Below are 20,984 nucleotides of genomic sequence, written 5' to 3' on the forward strand. Positions count from 1 at the left end.
GACAACAAGTTCTCCGCGCTGAACTCCGCGGTGTGGTCCGGCGGCTCGTTCATCTACGTGCCCAAGGGCGTCCACGTGGACATCCCGCTGCAGGCCTACTTCCGGATCAACACCGAGAACATGGGCCAGTTCGAGCGGACGCTGATCATCGTCGACGAGGACGCCTACGTCCATTACGTCGAGGGCTGCACGGCGCCGATCTACTCGTCGGACTCGCTGCACTCCGCGGTCGTCGAGATCCTCGTGAAGAAGGGCGGCCGCTGCCGCTACACGACCATCCAGAACTGGTCGAACAACGTCTACAACCTGGTCACCAAGCGCGCCAAGGCCGAAGAGGGCGCGACCATGGAGTGGGTCGACGGCAACATCGGCTCCAAGGTGACGATGAAGTACCCGGCCGTCTGGCTGACCGGCCCGCACGCCAAGGGCGAGGTGCTCTCGGTGGCGTTCTCGGGCGAGGGTCAGCACCAGGACGCCGGCGCCAAGATGGTGCACCTGGCCCCGCACACGTCGTCGACGATCATCTCGAAGTCGGTGGCGCGCGGCGGCGGACGGACCTCGTACCGCGGTCTGGTGCGGGTCAACAAGGGCGCACACCACTCACGGTCGACGGTGAAGTGCGACGCGCTGCTGGTCGACACGATCAGCCGCAGCGACACGTACCCGTACGTCGACGTCCGCGAGGACGACGTGACGATGGGCCACGAGGCGACCGTCTCGAAGGTCAGCGAGGACCAGCTCTTCTACCTGATGTCCCGCGGGCTCACCGAGGACGAGGCCATGGCGATGATCGTGCGCGGGTTCGTCGAGCCCATCGCGCGCGAGCTGCCCATGGAGTACGCGCTCGAGCTCAACCGCCTGATCGAGCTGCAGATGGAGGGCGCTGTCGGATGACCGAGCCACTGGCCCAGACCGGGGGCGGTACGACGACCGCCCCCGGATCCCCGGTCCTCGATGTGGACCCGGGCATCAAGACCGCGAGCGCGGTGCTCGCGCCGTGGGAGGAGCGCTTCACCTCCTACGACGTCGCGGCCTTCGAGGTCCCGGGCGGGCGTGAGGAGCAGTGGCGGTTCACGCCGCTGCGGCGCCTGCACGGCCTGCACGACGGGTCCGCGACCGTCGACGGCGAGGTCGACGTGTCGGTGGTCTCCGGGTTCGGCGACGCCGCGTCGTCGGACCTCGGCGGCGTCCGGCACGAGACCGTGGGTCGCGACGACCCGCGCCTCGGCGACGGCGGCGTCCCCGCCGACCGCGTCGCGGCGCAGGCGTGGTCCGCGTTCACGCGGGCCCACGTGGTCACCGTCAACGAGGCCCGCTCGGACGACGAGCCGTTGACGATCACCGTGAACGGCCCCGGCCAGGGCTCGGCGGCGTACGCGCACCTGCAGCTGCGTCTCTCCCACCACGCCGAGGCGGTCGTCATCCTCGACCACCGTGGCTCCGGCACGATCGCGGCGAACACCGAGTTCGTGGTGTCCGACGGCGCGAAGCTCGAGATCGTCGAGGTGCACGACTGGGCCGACGACGCGGTCTACGTCGGCGCCCAGCACCTCTCGGTGGGTCGCGACGCGACGATCCGGCACACCTCGGTGACGCTCGGCGGCGACCTCGTCCGGCTCTCGCCGGTGATCAACTACCGGGCGCCGGGCGGCGACGTCACCCTCGACGGGCTGTACTTCGCCGACGGCGGGCAGCACTTCGAGCAGCGCCTGCTCGTCGACCACTCGGTGCCGAACTGCCGGTCGCGCGTCATGTACAAGGGCGCGCTCCAGGGCGTCGAAGGTGGCACCGCGGCCCACACCGTCTGGATCGGCGACGTGCTGATCCGCAAGGCGGCCGAGGGCACCGACACCTACGAGCTCAACCGGAACCTGCTGCTCACCGACAACGCGCGGGCCGACTCGGTGCCGAACCTCGAGATCGAGACCGGCGAGATCGTCGGCGCCGGCCACGCCTCCGCGACCGGACGGTTCGACGACGAGCAGCTGTTCTACCTGATGTCCCGAGGCGTCCCCGAGGACCAGGCGCGGCGGCTCGTCGTGCGCGGGTTCTTCGGCGAGGTCATCCAGAAGGTCCGCGTGCCCGCCCTGCGCGACCGGCTCGAGGCGGCCATCGAGGCCGAGCTCGAAGCCGTCGGGGCGTAGCACCGATGGACGCAGTCGCCCTGGCGGCGGCCCCCACCACCACACCGCATTTGTCGAAAGAGGCTTGATGTCCACCCTCGAGATCCGCGACCTGCACGTCGAGGTCGAGACCGAGTCGGGTCCCAAGGAGATCCTGCGCGGCGTCGATCTGACCGTGAACACCAACGAGACCCACGCGATCATGGGCCCGAACGGTTCCGGCAAGTCGACGCTGGCCTACTCCATCGCGGGACACCCGAAGTACACCGTCACGCAGGGCGAGGTCCTCCTCGACGGCGAGAACGTCCTGGAGATGGCCGTCGACGAGCGCGCCCGCGCCGGCCTGTTCCTCGCGATGCAGTACCCCGTCGAGGTGCCCGGCGTCTCGATGTCGAACTTCCTGCGCTCGGCGGCCACGGCCACCCGCGGCGAGGCCCCGAAGGTCCGGCACTGGGTCAAGGAGGTCAAGTCCGCGATGGGCGACCTCGAGATCGACCCGGCCTTCGCCGAGCGCTCGGTCAACGAGGGCTTCTCCGGCGGTGAGAAGAAGCGCCACGAGGTGCTGCAGCTCGCGCTGCTCAAGCCCAAGTTCGCCGTGCTCGACGAGACCGACTCCGGGCTCGACGTCGACGCGCTGCGGATCGTCAGCAAGGGCGTGAACGAGTACAAGACGCAGTCCGACGTCGGCATCATGCTGATCACCCACTACACCCGGATCCTGCGCTACATCACGCCGGACCGCGTGCACGTGTTCGTGAACGGCAAGGTCGTCGAGTCCGGCGGCCCGGAGCTCGCCGACGAGCTCGAGGAGAACGGCTACGTCCGCTTCACGGGCACCGTGTCCAAGGAGGAGCAGCCGGCATGACCGCACTCGCACCCAGTCAGGCGAGCGGAGCGACGGGGGCCGGCTCAGCCACGGGTGCGACGCTGGATGTCGAGAAGATCCGCGCGGACTTCCCCATCCTGAGCCGCACCGTTCGTGACGGGAAGCCGCTGATCTACCTGGACTCCGGGGCGACCTCGCAGCGCCCGCGCCAGGTCCTCGACGCCGAGCGGACGTTCCTCGAGACGTCCAACGCCGCCGTGCACCGCGGCGCGCACGCGCTGTCCGAGGAGGCGACCGACGCCTACGAGTCGGCCCGTTCGCGGATCGCGGCGTTCATCGGTGCCGACCCCGGCATCGAGACCTCCGAGATCGTGTTCACCAAGAACGCGACCGAGGCGCTCAACCTGGTCGCGTACTCGATGTCGAACGCGACCTTCTCCGACGACCCCGCCGCACAGCGGTTCCGGGTCGGGCCGGGCGACGAGGTCGTCGTCACCGAGATGGAGCACCACGCCAACCTGGTGCCCTGGCAGGAGTTCTGCCGGCGCACCGGCGCGACGCTGCGGTGGTTCTCGGTGACCTCCGACGGGCGGCTCGACCTCGACTCGCCCGAGGCTCTCTCGGTGATCAACGAGCGGACCCGGGTCGTCGCGTTCACCCACCAGTCCAACGTGCTCGGCACGGTGCCGCCGGTGGCCACGCTCGTCGAGCGGGCGAGAGCGGTCGGCGCGTACACCGTGCTCGACGCCTGCCAGTCGGTGCCGCACACGCCCGTGGACGTTCACGCCCTCGGGGTCGACTTCGCGGCGTTCTCCGGGCACAAGATGCTCGGGCCGAGCGGGATCGGGGTGCTCTACGGGCGCCGCGAGCTGCTCGAGGCGCTGCCGCCGTTCCTCACCGGCGGGTCGATGATCGAGCTGGTCCGCATGGAGGGCTCGACCTACGCGGCCCCGCCGGCCCGGTTCGAGGCCGGTGTCCCGATGACGTCGCAGGCCGTCGGGCTCGGTGCCGCCGTGGACTACCTGAACGAGATCGGGATGGAGAACGTCCACGCGCACGAGATGGCGCTGACCGACGCCGCGCTGCGCGGTCTCCAGGAGATCGACGGCGTCACGATCGTCGGCCCGCGCACCACGGAGGCGCGCGGGGGAGCGGTGTCGTTCGAGATCGACGGCGTGCACCCGCACGACGCGTCGCAGGTGCTCGACGACTCCGGGATCGCGGTCCGCGTCGGGCACCACTGCGCGTGGCCGCTGCATCGCGCGTTCGGCGTGCAGAGCTCCATCCGGGCGAGCTTCCACGTCTACAACACCCTCGACGAGGTGGCCGCCCTGCTCGACGGCGTCCGGCGCGTCCAGGACTTTTTCGCCACCGACGGCGTTGCTCTCTAGAGGGAGGTTGACGCCGTGAAGCTCGAGTCGATGTACCAGGAGATCATCCTGGACCACTACCGCAACCCGCACGGCCGCGGGCTGCGCGACCCGTACGACGCCGAGGTCCACCACGTGAACCCGACCTGCGGCGACGAGATCACCCTGCGCGTGCACCTCGACGGTTCGGGCGCGGACGCCAAGGTCGTGGACGTCTCGTACGACGCGCTGGGCTGCTCGATCAGCCAGGCCGCGACGTCGGTGCTCAACGACCTCGTCGTCGGGCACACCGTCGGCGAGTCGTTCGAGGTGCTGTCCGAGTACCAGAAGATGGTGCAGGGCCGTGGCAAGGTCGAGCCCGACGAAGATGTGCTCGACGACGCCGTCGCCTTCGCCGGCGTCTCCGCCTACCCGGCGCGGGTCAAGTGCGCACTGCTGGGTTGGATGGCGTTCAAGGACGCCGTGGCGCAGGCTGACGACAACGCTCCCGAGCTGGAGGGACACCCGTGACCGAGACCGAGACGCCCCGCGGCGCCGAGGGGATGCCCGAGGCGACCGCCCCCACGGCCGACGTACCGTCGATCGACGATCTCGAGGAGGCCATGCGCGACGTGGTCGACCCCGAACTGGGGATCAACGTCGTCGACCTGGGCCTGCTCTACGGCATCCACGTCGACAGCGAGGACACCGGCACGGTCGCGACCCTCGACCTGACGCTGACCTCGGCGGCGTGTCCACTCACCGACGTCATCGAGGACCAGTCGCGCGCGGCGCTGACCTCGGGCCCGGGCGGCGGCCTCGTGAACGACGTCCGGATCAACTGGGTCTGGATGCCGCCGTGGGGCCCGGACAAGATCACCGACGACGGCCGTGAGCAGTTGCGGGCGCTCGGCTTCACCGTCTGAGCTCCGCGACGCCCGCCTCACCCACGCGAAGGGCACCGCTCGGTCGATCGGCGACCGGACGGTGCCCTTTCGTCTGTCCGGACTAGCGCTCATACATCGCTCTGCGATATATATCGTCACATGGCGCGGAGATCCCTGTCAGAACAGACCTTCCTGATCCTCACCGCACTCGCGGCCGAGCCGCTGCACGGCTACGGCATCGTGCAGGCCGCGAGCCGACTCTCCGACGGCGCGGTGACGCTCCGGGTCGGAACGCTCTACGGCGCTCTGGACCGCCTGTGCACCGACGGGCTGGTCGTCCCCGATCGCGAGGAGATCCACCAGGGGCGGGTGCGCCGCTACTACCGGATCACCGACTCGGGGATGGCCGAACTGATCGGGGACGCCGGCCGGCGGGCCCGCATGGCACAGATCGCGCTCGACCGCAGCCGCGCCGGCGCCCCCGCCGACGGGCTGGGCGGGGAGGTCACGGCATGAGCACCCCGGAACGCCGCTACCGCCGCCTGCTGGGCGTCCTGCCCGCCTGGTACCGGGAGCGCTACGAGGAAGAGATGGTCGAGGTCTACCTCGCGGGCCGCGACGGGGACGACGGCGGGCCGGGGGCCGGCGAGGTCGCGGCCACCGCCCGGCTCGCCGTCGTCTCCCGGATGCGCGCGGTCGGCCGCCCCGGAGCCGCGACGCTGTGGCTCCTGGCGATCACCGCCATCGCGGCGATGGCCACCCGCGTCCTGTTCGAGATCGGCCTCGCGGTGCAGCTGCAGCTCACCGCGGAGCAGGGGTGGTCGCTGGGCCCCGACGGGCGGTTGTTCCAGGCTGCGCCCACCTTCCCGGCGTGGCAGCTGATCAACCTCTACAGCCTGCTCTGGCCCGTCGCCCTGGCACTGCTGCTGATCGGACTGCGCCGCGGTGCCCTCGCCGTCACCGCCGTGGCCGCGCTGCTCGACGTCAGTCGCGGGCTCGGCCCACTCCTCTCGCGGGACAGCACGTTCCTCGAGGTGGCCCTCTCCCGCACCGACGCCCGCGTCGCCGTGCTCCCACTGCTGGCCGTCGGGGTCCTCCTGCTCGCCGGGCGTGCGCCCGGGGAGGTTCCGCGCGTCAGGAGCAGGATCGCGGCCGCGGGCGGCACCGTCGCCCTGCTCGCCGTGGGCTGGGAGCTCTCCGGGCTGGGTTGGCCCGTGGCGTGGGGAGCGCAGGGCCTCGGCTGGCCCATCGCCGTGCTGGCGGTCGCGTTCGCATCGGTGGTCGTGCTGGCGGCCCACCGGCGCCTGTCGCCCGCCTGGCCCGCCGCTGTGCTGACCATGGCCGGCCTGGCCACCGTCACCGGGTTCCTCCCCGCGGGCCCGATCCTGGCGGCCTCGTCCGGGGGGTGGCGTTCCTATGAGCCGCTGGCGCCCGGTGTGCTGCCCGGACTGGTGATCGGGGTCGTGGCACTCCTCGTCGCCTGCGTGGCCTGGCTGGCCGCGTCGGACAGGTACCCGCCGCGGCCGCGGGCACGACCTGCCGACCGGGAGCTCGCGTCGGGATAGGCACGAGCGGCAGGCACCTACCGGCGCCGCACCACGTGCGGCTTGAGGTGCTTGTAGCCGCGCACCGACAGCGGGGGCACCGAGCGCAGCTCGACGTCGAGCCCCAGCTCGCGCACGGCGTCGGTGAGGTCGTCGTCGAGCAGCGTGGTGCCCGGCCGGGCGTGCGAGGTCAGCCGGCTCGCGATGTTCACCACCGGCCCGTAGACGTCGCCGTAGCGGGGGAGGACCTCGCCGTAGGCCAGCCCGATCCGCAGCGTCAGCCGGTCCCCGTCGTCCGGGACGTCGGCGTGCAGCCCGAAGGCGATCTCCAGGGCGGCCCGGACGTCGGAACAGACGAACAGGACCTCGTCGCCGAGGGTCTTCACGATGCGCCCGCCGTTCCGGGACACGACGTCGGTGCTGACACCCTCGAACCGTTCCAGCAGCGACCGCAGCTCGTCGGCGTCCACCTGCCGCGACATCGACGTGAACCCGACGAGGTCCGCGAAGCCGACCGCGGTGGTCGCGGCCCGGCCGTCGTCGTCGGACTCCGTGCCGGCGATCGTGGTCAGCATGCGCCCGGCCGTCACGGTCAGGTGCCGCCGCCACGTGTAGGCCTGCAGCTTCTCGAGCAGCGGGACGAGGGTGCGGACGGAATCGACGACGGCGTCCGCGTCACCGACGGAGCCGCGCTCGGCGATCGTGCGCCGCAGCAGGTTGGCCTGCCACTCCGCGAGCCGCGCCATGCTCTGGCCCAGTGTCCGCGCGATCGCGAGGGCCTCGGCCTCGTCGAGGGCCTCCTCGCCGAGCAGCTCCTGGACGAGCGCGAGCGCGTCCAGGTCGGTCTGGGCGAACGCGGCGACGTCGTCGGGGACGCGCGGGAACCCGAGCGCGCTCCACAGCCTCGCGGTCTGCTCCGGCGACACCCCGCCGCGTTCCGCGACGTCGCCGCGCCGCAGGAACCGCTCCCCGCCGAGCAGGAACTCCTCGACCTCGCGCTGCGCCTCGCCCCACGGGCCCGACGCGTCCTCGGGTCCCGGACCCCCGGTCCGCGAACCGTCGGGGTCAGGGGCCGCGGGGGCCGCGGCCTCGGGGTCCGGAGCCTCGGGGTCCGGGCTTTCCGGCTCCGTCGAGGGCGCCGGGTCGTTCTCGTCGCCACCGCGGTCGTCGCGCGGGCCGTGGCCCGCGCGGTGTCGTGCGTTCCGCGGCGGACGACTCACGTGGTGTGGACGATGAGGACGTCCGTCGGCGCCTTGCGGGAGATGCCCTGCGGGACGGAGCCGAGCAGCCGGCCGCTGAGGCTGTTCAGGCCGCGGTTGCCGATGACGAGCAGGTCGGCCTTGCGGTCGTTCACGACGGTGGTGACCTCCTCGATGGGGTCGCCCTGCACCGCCACGGTCTCGACCTCGCCGACACCCTTGGCGGAGGCGCGCTCCTTCGCGTCGCGCAGCGTCTCCTCCGCGGGTGTCGACCCGATGACGTGGTAGGCGGCGTCCTCGCCCAGCTCCTGCTCGGCCGACCCGGTGTTCTTCGCGGGACGGTAGGCGCAGATGATCAGCAGCGTGGCCGAGGAGTCGGCGGCTACCGTGGCGGCGCGGTCGACTGCGCGGAAGGAGGACTCGGACCCGTCGGTGCCGACGGCGACGAGCTGGTAGGCGCCCATGATGCTCACTCCGATCTCACTGGTCTCCGGACACGGGGGACAAGGGGCCCGGAGGTGCCGGATGCTATCGCGGTAGGCCGAACGGACGTCGATGACCCCCATATGCCTGCTGTCAGCGGCACTGGTCCGGGCCGGGCCCGCCGAGCGATCCCGCGATCAGGTGCCCGCGCAGGCGCGGCGTCAGACGTGCGAACACCCACAGCATCGCCCGCAGCGACTCCGCCACGTCGTCGTCCGCGCCGAGGTAGGCACGCCGCGGACCTGCGGGAAGGGAGAAGAAGCGGTCGAAGAACTCGGGGACCTCGCCCGGCGGGAGCCGCAGGAGCACGTCGAGCCCGCGACGACGCATCGCGTGCACGATCCCCCCCGACCCGCCCCGGACCGCTCGCCGGGCCCACGCCGCTCCATCGGCCCCATCCAGTACTGATCCATGGTCCGATCGAGTGACACACGCATCAGCCAGACGAGTGGCTGCTCGCAGTGACCGCGCTACGGAGAATCCCGTCGCGGGGTGGACGAGGGGAGCGGCGGCCCCGAGCGCGACGACGCCGTCGGGCGGGCGGTGATCCGGGGTGTCGACCGGGAAGCGGACGCGCTCCACGCGGGCGGGGTCGTCGAGCGGGATCTCGTCGTCACGCAGCCCCGCCGCGAGCAGCCGCCGCCGCAGGCGCTCGGCGAGCTCGGGCATCGGCAGGCCTGGCCTGCGGGCCAGCGACGTCTCCTCCAGCAGGACGCGCCCGCCGCCGAGGGGCACCGCGTACAGGAACGTCGGCCAGCCCGGGACGCCGTGGCGCGGACGCCAGTCCATGAAGAGCAGCCGACCCCCGGTGACCCGCGCCGCCGTGGCCTCGTCCACGACGACGCCGACGGCCGTCTGCTCGGCACGCCGCCCCCGCGCGCGGCCGGTCGTGAGCGTCTGCACCGCGCCGGAGGCGTCGGCGACGAGGCCCGCGCGGCACTCGCTCCCGTCGGCGAGGACCGCGCGACCGGGTCCGGCGGCGACCACCCGGCCGCGCACGACCCGCACCCCGTCGTCGCGCAGGGCCCGCTGCAGGGCGCCGGTGTCGAGGATCGCGTACTCGTCGTCCAGGCGGTGCGTTCGCGTGGCGATCGCCCAGCCCACGTCCTTCGCGGCCACGACCCCGGGCGGCAGCGGATCCGGCCCGGAGAGCGGCAGCTCGTGGCACCAGGCCCCGTAGGTGTGACGCCAGGTCCGGTCCGGGTGGGGGTCGACGACGACGACGTCGAGCCCGCGCCGGGCGCACGCCCGCGCCGCGGACCAGCCGGCGGGGCCGCCGCCCGCGACCAGCAGGTCGGCCGGGCTCAGCTCTCCCCGGTGCCCATCTCGCGGTCCCACGCGCGCAGCTTCTCGCGGTCGCGCTTGGCCCGCTCGTTCCAGTCGCGCATCACCTGGGGGTAGCCGGTGACGGTCACGTCGTAGATCGGCACGACGCACTTGCGGGCGAGGCGCTGCGCGGCCCGCGGGGTCCCGACGCGGCGCCGGGTCCACTCGCCGTCGACGGCCACGGCGACGACGGTCGTGTCGGTCGCCGTCGTCTCCGGCTCGACGAAGAACTCCACCCCGCGGCGGCTCTTCGCGAACGAGCGCAGGTGCTCGAGATCGGCGGGCCCGCCCTCACGGTCGAGGACCTGACGACGCCCGTCGGCGCCCACGCCCGAGGACCCCGAGGCGCCGCTTCCGCGCAACCAGCTGAACAGGCCCATGCTCCCAGTGTCCCCGATCTCCGGCAGAAGGGTGTGAAGCGGCCGTGCCGCCCGGTCTCCGGGCCCCTGGCGGTCCCTGGTGACGCGCGTGACACGGGACCCCGGCCACTCCGGGCCCGCACGCCCGGAGAACGGGCCGACCTCTCACCTACACTGGTTGCAGGCGCACGCGGCACGGCGACCCGACGCCGAGTCCCCGGCCGTGCCGGTGGGACCGCCCTCGCGGCGGGAGGCGGGGTCGCACAGCGCCCGTCACGAGCGCCGCACCACGTCGCCCCGCGCGACGCGACCACGACCTGGGAAGGCCCCCTGTGATCACCGCGTCCGATCTCGAGCTGCGCGCCGGCTCCCGAGTCCTGCTCTCGGGGGTCACCCTCCGCGTGCAGCCCGGGGACTGCATCGGCCTGGTCGGGCGCAACGGCGCAGGCAAGACGACCTCGCTGCGGGCGATCGCGGGGGAGTCCGAGCCCTACGGCGGCGACATCCGCGCCACCGGGCCGATCGGCTACCTCCCACAGGACCCGCGCGAGGGTGACCTGTCGGTGCTGGCACGGGACCGGGTCCTCTCCGCGCGGGGGCTCGACCAGATCCTGCGCGACATGGAGAAGGTCCAGACGGCGATGGCCGAGCTCGCAGACGACGCCGAGCGCGACAAGGCCGTCGCCCGCTACGGCCGGCTCGAGACCCGGTTCGCCGATCTCGGCGGGTACGCGGCCGAGAGCGAGGCCGGGCGGATCTGCTCCAACCTCGGCCTGCCCGACCGGGTGCTCGCGCAGCCGCTCGAGACGCTCTCCGGCGGTCAGCGCCGCCGCGTCGAGCTCGCCCGCATCCTCTTCGCCGCCTCGGGCGACGGGGGCAACGCCGGCACGACGCTGCTGCTCGACGAGCCGACCAACCACCTCGACGCCGACTCGATCTCCTGGCTGCGCGGGTTCCTCAAGTCCCACGAGGGCGGCGTCGTCGTCATCAGCCACGACACCGACCTGCTGGCCGACGTGGTCAACAAGGTCTGGTTCCTCGACGCGACCCGCGGCGAGCTCGACGCCTACAACATGACGTGGAAGAACTACCTGCGGGCGCGGTCCGACGACGAGGCGCGGCGCAAGCGGGAGCGCGCGAACGCGGAGAAGAAGGCGTCGGCCCTGCAGACCCAGGCCGCGAAGATGGGCGCGAAGGCGACCAAGGCCGTCGCCGCCAAGCAGATGCAGCGTCGGGCGACCGCCCTGCTCGAGGGGCTCGACGACGAGCGCCAGGCCGACCGGGTCGCCGCGATCCGGTTCCCCACCCCGCAGTCGTGCGGGCGGACCCCGCTCACCGCGTCCGGGCTGTCGAAGAGCTACGGGTCGCTCGAGGTGTTCAGTGGGGTGGACCTCGCGGTCGACCGCGGCTCGCGCGTGGTGATCCTCGGCCTCAACGGCGCGGGCAAGACGACGCTGCTGCGCATCATGGCGGGCGTCGAGACCCCGGACACCGGCGGCGTCACGCCCGGCCACGGGCTGCGCACCGGCTACTTCGCCCAGGAGCACGACACCCTCGACATGGACCGGACGGTCTGGCAGAACGCCCGGTCGGCCGCGCCGGACACCCCGGAGCAGCAGCTGCGGACGCTCCTCGGCGCGTTCCAGTTCACGGGGGAGCAGCTCGAGCAGCCCGCGCTGACGCTCTCCGGCGGCGAGCGCACACGGTTGGCGCTCGCTGGCCTGGTCTCTTCGGCGGCGAACGTGCTGCTGCTCGACGAGCCGACCAACAACCTCGACCCGGCCTCGCGCGAGAAGGTGCTCGACGCGCTGCGCCAGTTCGAGGGCGCCGTGGTGCTCGTGACGCACGACCCGGGCGCCGTGGAGGCCCTCGAGCCGGAGCGCGTCATCCTATTGCCGGACGGCACCGAGGATCACTTCTCGGCCGACCACCTCGAGCTCGTCGAGCTCGCCTGAGCGCAGCGGTCCGAACCCGCCGCGCGGCGTAGGGCCTTCGTGAGCTGGAACGATCAGGCGCTGGGCCGCCCGGGCGGATCACGATCCGAACGGCGGAACCGCTCACCGATCATGTGGGATGTGCCGTGGCGCACACCGGCATTCACGATCATCATGGGTCCACCTGGCACCGTCCGGGGGAGGGGTGGACCGAAACCATGGCCGATCTGAAGAAGGGCGCCCGCATCACGGGCGACCAGCGCGACAAGCTCGCCACGGATCTCAAGAAGAAGTACGAGAAGGGGGCGAGCATCCGCTCGCTCGCCGAGTCGACGGGCCGGTCGTACGGATTCGTGCACCGGGTCCTGTCGGAGTCGGGTGTGACGCTGCGCGGACGCGGCGGAGCCACGCGCACCAAGAAGTCCTGACCTCCGCGCCGGCGTCCGGCTCGACCGGGACCGGGTGAGCGCGTCGTGGCGGACGCGGGTCGACGGCGTGCGTGATGCGCGCCGTCCGAGCCGGGGCCGACCACCTCGTGAGCGGCAACGCTCGTCGGTGTGTGCGGAGTTCTCCAGGTCCTGACCCCGGACGACGTCCGGTCCGGTCGGCAGCGCGGGTCGCCCTGCCACTGGGGCGCGCGTCGAGGTCGGTTCTGCGCATGTGAGCGTCGGGGCGACGGTCCGTGCGGCGGAGCTGCTTGATCGCCGGACCGACGCGTGACGCACATACTCCCGCGGGCTGCACTCCCGGTTCCCTGGGCCGACGCGCCACGCACACTCCCGGCCGCCAAGGGCCTCGGCCGGGCGTGCTGCGCACGTAGGCGTGGCGCGTGGGCAGCGAGATCGGTCCTGCGCACGCCCGCATTCGGCAGTGGACGCCCGTCCGGAGTGGGCTGCGCGGGGACGCCACAGGTCCGGGCGGTTCAGCCCTCCCTAGGCTCCGGCATGTGGCCCACCAACGCGTGCTCGTCCTGCCCGTCCTGCCCGCCCTGCCGCCGGCGCATCCCTCTCGCCGGCCCGGTGCCGTCGATTGCTCGGCCCCCATCGAGGGCAGTCCGCCGGTTTCATGATCAGCGGGCCTGCATGGTCGTCGCGCGGGTTCACCGACACCGATGCAGGCCCGTTGAACGCGCGCCAACGAACAGGGTCGTCGTGAGTGACGCCATGGCCGGGACCTGGGGCCACGAGAGGCTCCCCCCTCGTCATCCGCACAGCCCCCCGGCTCCGCCTGCAGCACCCCGCCGATGTCTGCTCTCACGCCGCCCGGGCTGTGTGCGCCGCGCGTCAGTCCCCACAACCACCACCGCGATCGGCCGGACTGTGTGCGCCGCGCGTCGGTCTCGACAACGGGACTCCCGGCCGGCCGGCCCTCACGCGCGTCCGGCGCGCCGACAGGTGCGCCCACCGCGAACACCGCCTCCGTCCGCGAGCGTGATCGCCGTCGTGCGCGGATACTCGACGCCCGGACCGGCGGACCACCACCCGCCGGACGCGACCCGCGCTCGCTCGTTCGCTTGACCTCAACAATTGTCGAGGTCGCACGCTCGGGGCCGAGGTCCGAGCGAACGGGGTGAGCGGCGTGGAGAACGCCTGGATGTTGATGATGTCGATGTCGCACGACCAGAAGCTGCCGCGTTCGGTGCCCAAGGGCACTCTCGGTCGCATCTGGCGATTCGCGTCGGCGCACCACCGCATGCTGTACGCGTTCCTCGCCCTGACCACGGTGTCGGCGGTCATCGCGGTGGGCGTCCCGGTGCTCGCGGGGCGGGTCGTCGACGCGATCGTGCACCGGAACGGCCTCGGCACCGTCGTCGTCATCGCCGTGGCCATCGCGGGGCTCGCCGTGATCGACTCGATCTCGGGGCTGATCGAGCGCTGGATGAGCTCGCGGATCGGGGAGGGCCTGATCTACGACCTCCGGCGCGCGGTCTTCTCGCACGTGCAGTCGATGCCGATCGCGTTCTTCACCCGCACGCGGACCGGCTCGCTCGTCAGCCGCCTGAACAACGACGTGATCGGCGCCCAGCGGGCGTTCACCTCGACGCTGTCCGGCCTGGTCACCAACGTCATCCAGCTGGTGCTGACGGTCGCGGTGATGATCACGCTGGCCTGGCAGGTGACGCTGCTGGCCCTGATCCTGCTCCCGATCTTCATCCTGCCCGCGCGACGGGTCGGGCGAACGATCGCCGGCCTGCAGCGCGAGTCGGCCAACCTCAACGCCGCCATGACCGGCCAGATGACCGAACGGTTCTCGGCCGGCGGCGCGACGCTGGTGAAACTGTTCGGGCGCCCCGAGGCCGAGATGACCGAGTTCGGCGACCGGGCCGACCGCGTGCGTGCGATCGGCGTGCGCACCGCGATGGCGAACCGGGTGTTCATGACCAGCCTCACGCTGGTCAGCCAGCTGGCGCAGGCGATGGTGTACGGGGTCGGCGGCTGGCTGGCGATCACCGGCCGGATCGACGCGGGCACCGTCGTGAGCCTCGCCCTGCTGCTCACCCGCCTCTACGGGCCGCTGACCCAGCTCGCGAACGCCCGTGTGGACGTGATGAGCGCGCTGGTCAGCTTCGAGCGGGTCTTCGAGGTCCTGGACCTGCCCCCGTCGATCGTCGAGCGCACCGACCCGACGCCGTTGCCCGCCGAGCGGGCCGTCGGGGTGCGCCTGCGCGGGGTGCGCTTCACCTACCCGAGCGCCAAGGACGTCTCGCTGGCGAGCCTGGAGGAGGTCGCCACCCTGGATCACGTCCAGAACTCCGAGGTCCTGCACGGGGTCGACCTCGAGGTGGCGCCCGGCCAGATGCTCGCGCTCGTCGGCCCCTCCGGAGCGGGCAAGTCCACGATCGCTTCGCTCGTCCCGCGGCTCTACGACGTGGACTCCGGGGCGATCGAGGTGGGCGGGGACGGGGCCTGGACCGACGTCCGCGACCTGTCCTTCGCCGACCTGCGTGGGGCCGTCGGGGTCGTCACCCAGGACGGCCACCTGTTCCACGACACCGTCGCGGGCAACCTGCGCTACGCGAGGCCGGAGGCCACCGACGCCGAGCTGGTCACCGCGCTGGAGCGCGCCCGCCTCGGTCCGCTGCTGAGCCAGCTCCCCGAGGGCCTCGACACCGTCATCGGCGAACGCGGCTACCGACTCTCCGGCGGCGAGCGCCAGCGCCTCACGATCGCGCGGCTGCTGCTGGCCGCCCCGCGGGTCGTGATTCTCGACGAGGCCACCGCGCACCTGGACTCGGAGTCGGAGGTGGCGGTGCAGGAGGCGCTCGCGGAGGCGCTGGTCGGACGCACGGCCATCGTGATCGCGCACCGGCTCTCGACGATCCGCAGCGCCGACACCATCGCCGTCGTCGAGGACGGCCGCGTCGTCGAGCAGGGGCCGCACGGGTCCCTGCTGGCGAGCGGGGGCCGCTACGCCGACCTGCACCACACCCAGTTCGCCCCGGCGGCGTGACCGAAGATGATCACCGTGGGTCACGCTGTCAGGGGTCGGTGATACACCGAACACCGATGCGTCGAACACCTGCGTGGCCCCATCGCGCCGTGTAGCGTCCTTCGCCGTGTCTCCCGGGGTCCCTGGGACGTGAGGGAAGCACGAGTGCTCCCTCCGTCCCCCGGGGCGTGGGAGCAGTGACACGTTCGGTCACCCGGGCCGCACGGATATCCCGGAGAGACGAGAGCGGACGACGAGGTCCGCCAGGGAGGAGCGGGGATGGCAGCACCCGTGATCGAGATGGATCCCGCTGCGCCGATCCCGGACCGGGCCGCCGCGGCAGCCTACGTCGCGTCGATCTGCTTCAAGCACGGCCCGCCGCGGCTGGTGGGCGCCGAGCTCGAATGGCTCGTCCGCTCCGCGACCAGCCCTGCTGAACGTCTGGATCCCACCGCACTCCTCCGTGCCCTCGGCCCTCACGCGCCGGGCACGCTGCTCGCCTCGGTCCCCGCCGACACCGCCGCGGGGCCGGTATCCCTCCCCTCCCACCCTCCGGAACCGCTCCCCGCCGGGAGCACGGTCACCGTCGAGCCGGGGGGTCAGGTCGAGATCGCCACCCCGCCCCTCGAGGGCCTCGCCCCGCTCGTCGGCGCGGTACGCACCGACACCGCCGCGATCCGCACGTTGCTCGCGGCCGAGGGTCTCGCGCTGATGGACCGCGCGTCCGACCCGTTGCGCCCGCCCCGCCGGATCCTGCGGGTGCCGCGCTACGCCGCGATGGAGGCGGCGTTCGACCGCGTCGGCCCGCACGGGCGCACCATGATGTGCTCCACCTCGGCGGTCCAGGTGTGCCTGGACGCCGGCGACGGGGCCGCGGTCACCGACCGGTGGCAGGCGCTGCACGAGTTCGGGCCGACGCTCGTCGCCGCCTTCGCCAACTCGCCTGCGGTGCACGGCAGGCGCACCGGATGGAAGTCCTCGCGGATGGCCAGCTGGCTGACGCTCGACCCCGAACGGACCCGCCCGCCCGCCGCGCTCGGCTCCGACCCGGCCGAGGAGTGGGCGACCCGGGCCCTGGACACCAGCCTGCTCTGCGTCCGCCGCGACGACACGTGGAGCGCCCCGCCCGCGGTCTCGTTCGGCGACTGGATCGACGGCCACGGCGGTCTCGACATCCGTCCGACGCGGGAGGACCTGGACTACCACCTGACCACGCTCTTCCCGCCGGTCCGCCCCCACGGGCACGTCGAGGTCCGCTACCTCGACCAGCAGCCCGGCGACGAGTGGGCGGTCCCGGTCGCGGTGGTCACGGCCCTGCTCTCCGATCATGCCACCCTCGACCGCGCCCGCGACGCCGTCGCCCCCGCGCACGACCGGTGGGCCGCCGCGGCGCGGCACGGGCTCGCCGACGGGGTGCTGCGCCGGGCGGCAGGCACCCTCGTCGAGCTCGCCCACCAGCGGCTGCTCACCACCGATCCCGACCTCGCCGCCCTCGTCGGGGACGTCGCCGAGCGCCGCGTCCTGCGTGGCCGCTGCCCCGCCGACGACTCCGTCGGCGAGCCCGGCGAGGGCGATCTGCGACCTGCCGACGAGAGCCCGTACCCGGACGACCCCGTCCTCGGAGGTGAACACGGATGACCAGCGATCTCTCCGCCGCCACGGACCGACCCGCGTCCGCGGCGCGCTACCCCGACGCCCTGCGACGGCGCCTGGCCCGTGAGCTCGCGGCTGCGCGGGCCCGGACGCAGGCCCTGACCGATGCCGTCGGGGAGGCCGAGCTGATGCGGCAGCACTCGCCGCTGATGTCGCCGCTGCACTGGGACGTCGCGCACATCGCGAACATGGAGGACTTCTGGTTGGTCCGCCGCGCGACCCCGGGCCAGGACGCGAGCCCGGGGGTGCGCGAGGACATCGACCACCTCTACGACGCGTTCACGAACCCGCGGTCCGGGCGCCCGGAGCTGCCGCTGCTCGATCCGGCCGAGGCGCGCGCCTACGGGGCCTCGGTCCGGGAGCGCGCCCTGGCGATCCTCGAGGAGGCGGGCGCCGACGGCCGCGCGCTGCTCGACGACGGGTTCGTGTTCGGCATGATCGCCCAGCACGAGCAGCAGCACGTCGAGACGATGCTCGCCACCCACCAGCTGCGGAAGGGTCCCCGGGCCCTGGACGCCGACCCGCCGCCGGCCTCGTCGCGGGCCCGCGAGCTCGTCGGCTCCGAGGTGTTCCACCCCGGCGGGACCTTCACGATGGGCACCGACGCCACCGGCCCCGACGTCTACGCGCTGGACAACGAGCGGCCGGCCCATCGGGTCGAGGTCGCCCCCTTCCACCTCGACGCCGCGCCGGTCACCAACGCCGAGTACGCCCGGTTCGTCGCCGACGACGGGTACGCGCGGCGCGAGCTGTGGTCCGAGGCCGGGTGGGAGCACATCACCAGCGAGGGCTGGTCCGCGCCGATGGCCTGGGAGAAGGTCGACGGAGTGTGGCACCGGACGTCGTTCGGGGTGCGCGAGCCGATCACCGACGTCGCCGACCAGCCCGTCGTGCACGTGTGCTTCCACGAGGCGCTCGCCTACGCGACGTGGGCGGGCAAGCGCCTGCCCACCGAGGTCGAGTGGGAGTACGCGGCCCGCTTCGACCCGGCAGCCGGAGGAGAGGGCGGAGCCACGACCCGCCGCTTCCCCTGGGGCGACGACGACCCGACCCCCGAGCGCGCGAACCTCGACGGCCGTCACCTGCAGCCCGCACCCGTCGGCGCCTACCCGGCCGGCGCGTCCCCGCTCGGGGTGCACCAACTGATCGGCGACGTCTGGGAGTGGTGCGACTCGGGCTTCGAGGGCTACCCGGGCTTCACGCCGTTCCCGTACAAGGAGTACTCCGAGGTGTTCTTCGGCGGCGACTTCCGCATGCTGCGGGGCTCGTCGTTCGGGGTCGGCACCGTCAACGCGCGCACCACGTTCCGGAACTGGGACCTGCCGATCCGTCGGCAGATCTTCTCCGGCTTCCGCTGTGCGCGCTCGGCCGAGCACGCCTGACCCGCCGATCATGTGCCGACACCTGGCCCACGTGGGCCCACGGCCGGTGACCCTGGCGTCCCGGGTGACCGAGCCACCGCACTCCCTGCTGGTGCAGGCCTACGCCCCGGCCGACATGCGCGGCGGCGGCACGGTCAACGCCGACGGCTTCGGTGTGGGCTGGCTCGATGGCGATACCGAGGACGCCGTCGGGCACTCGTACCGGCAACCGGTACCGATGTGGACCGACGCGTCGTTCCTCGACCTCGCGACGGCGGTGCGCAGCACGGCCTTCGTCGCGGCGGTCCGCTCGGCCACCGTCGGGATGCCGGTCTCGGTGGGCGCCTGCGCGCCGTTCCGGGACGGCACCCGGATCTTCAGCCACAACGGCGTCGTGCGGGGCTGGCCCGGGAGCCTCGCCGACCTCGCGGCGGAGCTCGACACCCAGACGCTCATGACGCTCGAGGCGCCGACCGACTCCGCGGTCCTGTGGGCGCTCGTGCGCCGCCACCTCGACGCGGGCAAGGACCCGGCGGACGCCGTCCTCGACGTCGTGACGCGCGCCCTCGCGGCAGCGCCCGGATCGCGCCTGAACCTCCTGCTGCTCACCGCGGACCAGCGCGGGGAGCCGACCCTGGTCGCGACCGCGATCGACCACGCCCTGTCCTACCGGGCCGGGGCCGACGGAGTCACCGTCGCCTCCGAGCCCCTCGACGACGACCCCGGTTGGACCTCCGTGCCGGATCTCGCCGCCGTCGTCGTGCGCGGTCGCGACGCCACCCCCGAGGTCACGTCGCTGACCTGATCTCCCCGCGGTCGCCGAGCCGCATGCCGACGACGTTCCCGACGACGTGAACCAGGCCCGTCCCCTGTCCGGGCGAGCCGAGACCGATCGGACGTGACACCCCGCTGTGAACACTCCTGGGACCCTGCCCACCCTCGACGTGCACCTGACCGAGGCCGACGCGGACGCCGCCCTGCGCGCCGACGCCCGGGTCGGCCTGACGTCGACCCCGAAGGTGCTGCGGCCACAGTGGCTTTACGACGCGCGCGGCTCCGAGCTGTTCGAGCAGATCACCGCGCTCCCCGAGTACTACCCGTTCACCGCCGAGCGCGAGGCCCTCGCCCGCGGGGCGGAGGACGTCGCCCGGCTCGCGGGCGCGGACACCCTCGTCGAGCTCGGGTCCGGGTCGTCCACCAAGACGACGCTGCTGCTCGACGCCCTCTCCCACGCCGGGAACCTGCGCCACTACGTCCCCGTGGACGTCTCGGCCTCGGCTCTCGAGGAGGCCGTGCCCGGGCTGGTCGCCGACTACCCGGACCTCGACGTGCACGGCGTCGTCGGCGACTTCATCGCCGATCTGCGCAGCGTGCCGAAGGTCGGCAGCCGGCTGGTGGTGCTGCTCGGCGGGACCATCGGCAACTTCGAGCCCGACCAGCGCCGGGAGTTCCTCGACGCCCTCTCCGACACCCTCGACCCCGGTGAGCACTTCCTCGTCGGCACCGACCTGATCAAGGACGAGGAGACGCTCGTCGCGGCGTACGACGACGCGGCCGGGGTCACCGCCGAGTTCGAGCTCAATGCCCTGACCGTGCTCAACCGTGTGCTCGGGGCGGACTTCGACGTCGACGGGTTCGCGTACGCGGCGGTGTGGGTGCCGCAGGCGAGCCGGATCGAGATGCGGGTGCGCGCGCGTCGCGCGATGACGGTGGCGGTCCCGGCGCTCGACCTCACCATCGAGTTCGCGGCGGGCGAGGAGATGCGCACCGAGATCTCGACCAAGTTCACGCGCGAGGGCGTGGCCGCGGAGCTCGACACCGCGGGGTTCGACGTGGCGCACTGGGTCACCGATCCGGCGGAGCGCTTCGGGCTGACGCTCGCGCGGCGACGCTGAGCGGGGAACCACCCAGGTGAGCACGCAGGACCGGGAGCGCTGGGACCGGCGGTTCGCGACCGTCGGTCCCGGGCTGCCCGGTCCGCCGTCCGTGCTCGTCGGGCGCGAGGAACTCCTGCGCCCGGCCGGGAAGGCGCTCGACGTCGCCTGCGGGCGCGGCACCGTGGCGGTGTGGCTGGCTGAGCGCGGGTTCTCGACGACCGCCCTCGACGTCTCACCCGAGGCGCTGCGGTTGACCGCGGAGCTCGCCGCGTCGCGGGGTGTGGAGGTCGAGGGGGTCCGCGCCGATCTCGACGACGGGCTGCCCGCCGCGCTCACCGGTCCCTTCGACGTGGTCGTGTGCCAACGCTTCCGCGACCCGTCGCTCTACCCCGTCCTGCGCGGCCTGCTCGCGCCGGGCGGGCTGCTCGTGGTCTCGGTGCTCTCGACGGTCGACGACTCGGGCGGCTCCTACCGCGCCGCGCCGGGGGAGTTGCGGGCCGCGCTCGGCCACCTCGAGGTGCTCGTCGACGAGGAGGGGAACGGCGAGGCGCACCTGGTCGCGCGCCGGCCCTGAGCCGGTGGACGTCGTGACCGGACAGACGAGATGACAGTCCGGGCGCTCACGTGTCACGTA

At 72.9% G+C, this 20,984-nt stretch carries 20 protein-coding genes; 16 read left to right on the top strand and 4 right to left on the bottom strand.

Annotated features, from left to right (window positions below):
• The 8 genes from sufB to VGI02_RS10315 form a co-directional block, all read left to right on the top strand.
• The coding region (sufB, locus tag VGI02_RS10280; protein WP_331627242.1) for a Fe-S cluster assembly protein SufB at positions 1-894 on the top strand (894 nt) is incomplete at its 5' end.
• Positions 891-2,144 (top strand): Fe-S cluster assembly protein SufD, encoded by a 1,254-nt coding sequence (gene sufD, locus VGI02_RS10285; protein WP_331627243.1) that lies wholly within the window; start codon positions 891-893, stop codon positions 2,142-2,144. The genes sufB and sufD, both read left to right, overlap by 4 nt.
• A gap of 67 nt (positions 2,145-2,211) precedes the next feature.
• Positions 2,212-2,988 (top strand): Fe-S cluster assembly ATPase SufC, encoded by a 777-nt coding sequence (gene sufC, locus VGI02_RS10290; protein WP_331627244.1) that lies wholly within the window; start codon positions 2,212-2,214, stop codon positions 2,986-2,988.
• Complete coding sequence (locus VGI02_RS10295) at positions 2,985-4,340, top strand: cysteine desulfurase (protein ID WP_331627245.1); 1,356 nt, start codon at positions 2,985-2,987, stop codon at positions 4,338-4,340. Before sufC ends, VGI02_RS10295 begins: the two co-directional genes overlap by 4 nt.
• Positions 4,341-4,355: 15 nt before the next feature.
• Complete coding sequence (gene sufU / locus VGI02_RS10300) at positions 4,356-4,829, top strand: Fe-S cluster assembly sulfur transfer protein SufU (RefSeq protein WP_331627246.1); 474 nt, start codon at positions 4,356-4,358, stop codon at positions 4,827-4,829.
• A 32-nt stretch (positions 4,830-4,861) separates the two neighbouring features.
• The gene (locus VGI02_RS10305) at positions 4,862-5,224 is read left to right on the top strand and encodes a metal-sulfur cluster assembly factor (protein WP_331627273.1); all 363 of its coding nucleotides are present in this window, start codon (positions 4,862-4,864) and stop codon (positions 5,222-5,224) included.
• A gap of 120 nt (positions 5,225-5,344) precedes the next feature.
• On the top strand, positions 5,345-5,701 hold the full coding sequence (locus VGI02_RS10310; protein WP_331627247.1) for a PadR family transcriptional regulator: 357 nt from the start codon (positions 5,345-5,347) through the stop codon (positions 5,699-5,701).
• Complete coding sequence (locus VGI02_RS10315; RefSeq protein ID WP_331627248.1) at positions 5,698-6,750, top strand: hypothetical protein; 1,053 nt, start codon at positions 5,698-5,700, stop codon at positions 6,748-6,750. The genes VGI02_RS10310 and VGI02_RS10315 overlap by 4 nt, the downstream gene beginning before the upstream one ends.
• A 17-nt stretch (positions 6,751-6,767) precedes the next feature.
• On the opposite strand, the gene VGI02_RS10320 is transcribed toward VGI02_RS10315, so the two are convergent.
• The 4 genes from VGI02_RS10320 to VGI02_RS10335 form a co-directional block, all read right to left on the bottom strand.
• Positions 6,768-7,949 carry an adenylate/guanylate cyclase domain-containing protein gene (locus VGI02_RS10320; protein ID WP_331627249.1) on the bottom strand — a complete coding sequence of 394 codons (1,182 nt, stop codon included), beginning with the start codon at positions 7,947-7,949 and terminating at the stop codon, positions 6,768-6,770.
• A complete protein-coding gene (locus tag VGI02_RS10325; RefSeq protein WP_331627274.1) occupies positions 7,946-8,392 on the bottom strand; it encodes a universal stress protein in 447 nt (148 codons plus the stop codon). The genes VGI02_RS10320 and VGI02_RS10325 overlap by 4 nt, the downstream gene beginning before the upstream one ends.
• Before the next feature lie 112 nt (positions 8,393-8,504).
• The gene (locus VGI02_RS10330; protein WP_331627250.1) at positions 8,505-9,749 is read right to left on the bottom strand and encodes a lycopene cyclase family protein; all 1,245 of its coding nucleotides are present in this window, start codon (positions 9,747-9,749) and stop codon (positions 8,505-8,507) included.
• Positions 9,716-10,117: a hypothetical protein gene (locus VGI02_RS10335; RefSeq protein WP_331627251.1), complete on the bottom strand. Its 402-nt coding sequence runs from the start codon at positions 10,115-10,117 to the stop codon at positions 9,716-9,718. The genes VGI02_RS10330 and VGI02_RS10335 overlap by 34 nt, the downstream gene beginning before the upstream one ends.
• A gap of 311 nt (positions 10,118-10,428) precedes the next feature.
• On the opposite strand from VGI02_RS10335, the gene VGI02_RS10340 reads away from it, so the two are divergent.
• The 8 genes from VGI02_RS10340 to VGI02_RS10375 all read left to right on the top strand — a co-directional run bounded on the left by VGI02_RS10340 (position 10,429) and on the right by VGI02_RS10375 (position 20,924).
• Positions 10,429-12,051, top strand: coding sequence for an ABC-F family ATP-binding cassette domain-containing protein (locus VGI02_RS10340; protein ID WP_331627252.1), 1,623 nt, complete (start codon positions 10,429-10,431; stop codon positions 12,049-12,051).
• Between the two features lie 197 nt (positions 12,052-12,248).
• Entirely contained in the window at positions 12,249-12,458 is a 210-nt protein-coding gene (locus VGI02_RS10345) for a helix-turn-helix domain-containing protein (protein WP_169183063.1), read from the top strand.
• Between the two features lie 1,165 nt (positions 12,459-13,623).
• Positions 13,624-15,480 (top strand): ABC transporter ATP-binding protein, encoded by a 1,857-nt coding sequence (locus tag VGI02_RS10350; protein WP_331627276.1) that lies wholly within the window; start codon positions 13,624-13,626, stop codon positions 15,478-15,480.
• 258 nt (positions 15,481-15,738) lie between these two features.
• A complete protein-coding gene (egtA, locus tag VGI02_RS10355) occupies positions 15,739-17,097 on the top strand; it encodes an ergothioneine biosynthesis glutamate--cysteine ligase EgtA (RefSeq protein WP_331627253.1) in 1,359 nt (452 codons plus the stop codon).
• The gene (gene egtB, locus VGI02_RS10360; protein WP_331627254.1) at positions 17,094-18,494 is read left to right on the top strand and encodes an ergothioneine biosynthesis protein EgtB; all 1,401 of its coding nucleotides are present in this window, start codon (positions 17,094-17,096) and stop codon (positions 18,492-18,494) included. Before egtA ends, egtB begins: the two co-directional genes overlap by 4 nt.
• A 10-nt stretch (positions 18,495-18,504) precedes the next feature.
• The gene (egtC, locus tag VGI02_RS10365) at positions 18,505-19,278 is read left to right on the top strand and encodes an ergothioneine biosynthesis protein EgtC (RefSeq protein ID WP_331627255.1); all 774 of its coding nucleotides are present in this window, start codon (positions 18,505-18,507) and stop codon (positions 19,276-19,278) included.
• A 106-nt stretch (positions 19,279-19,384) separates the two neighbouring features.
• Positions 19,385-20,368, top strand: a complete 984-nt coding sequence (egtD, locus tag VGI02_RS10370; protein ID WP_331627256.1) for an L-histidine N(alpha)-methyltransferase — start codon at positions 19,385-19,387, stop codon at positions 20,366-20,368.
• Between the two features lie 16 nt (positions 20,369-20,384).
• The gene (locus VGI02_RS10375) at positions 20,385-20,924 is read left to right on the top strand and encodes a class I SAM-dependent methyltransferase (RefSeq protein WP_331627257.1); all 540 of its coding nucleotides are present in this window, start codon (positions 20,385-20,387) and stop codon (positions 20,922-20,924) included.
• Positions 20,925-20,984 lie beyond the last annotated feature (60 nt).

The sequence above is a fragment of the Actinomycetospora sp. genome (assembly GCF_036497245.1).
Lineage (GTDB): Bacteria > Actinomycetota > Actinomycetes > Mycobacteriales > Pseudonocardiaceae > Actinomycetospora.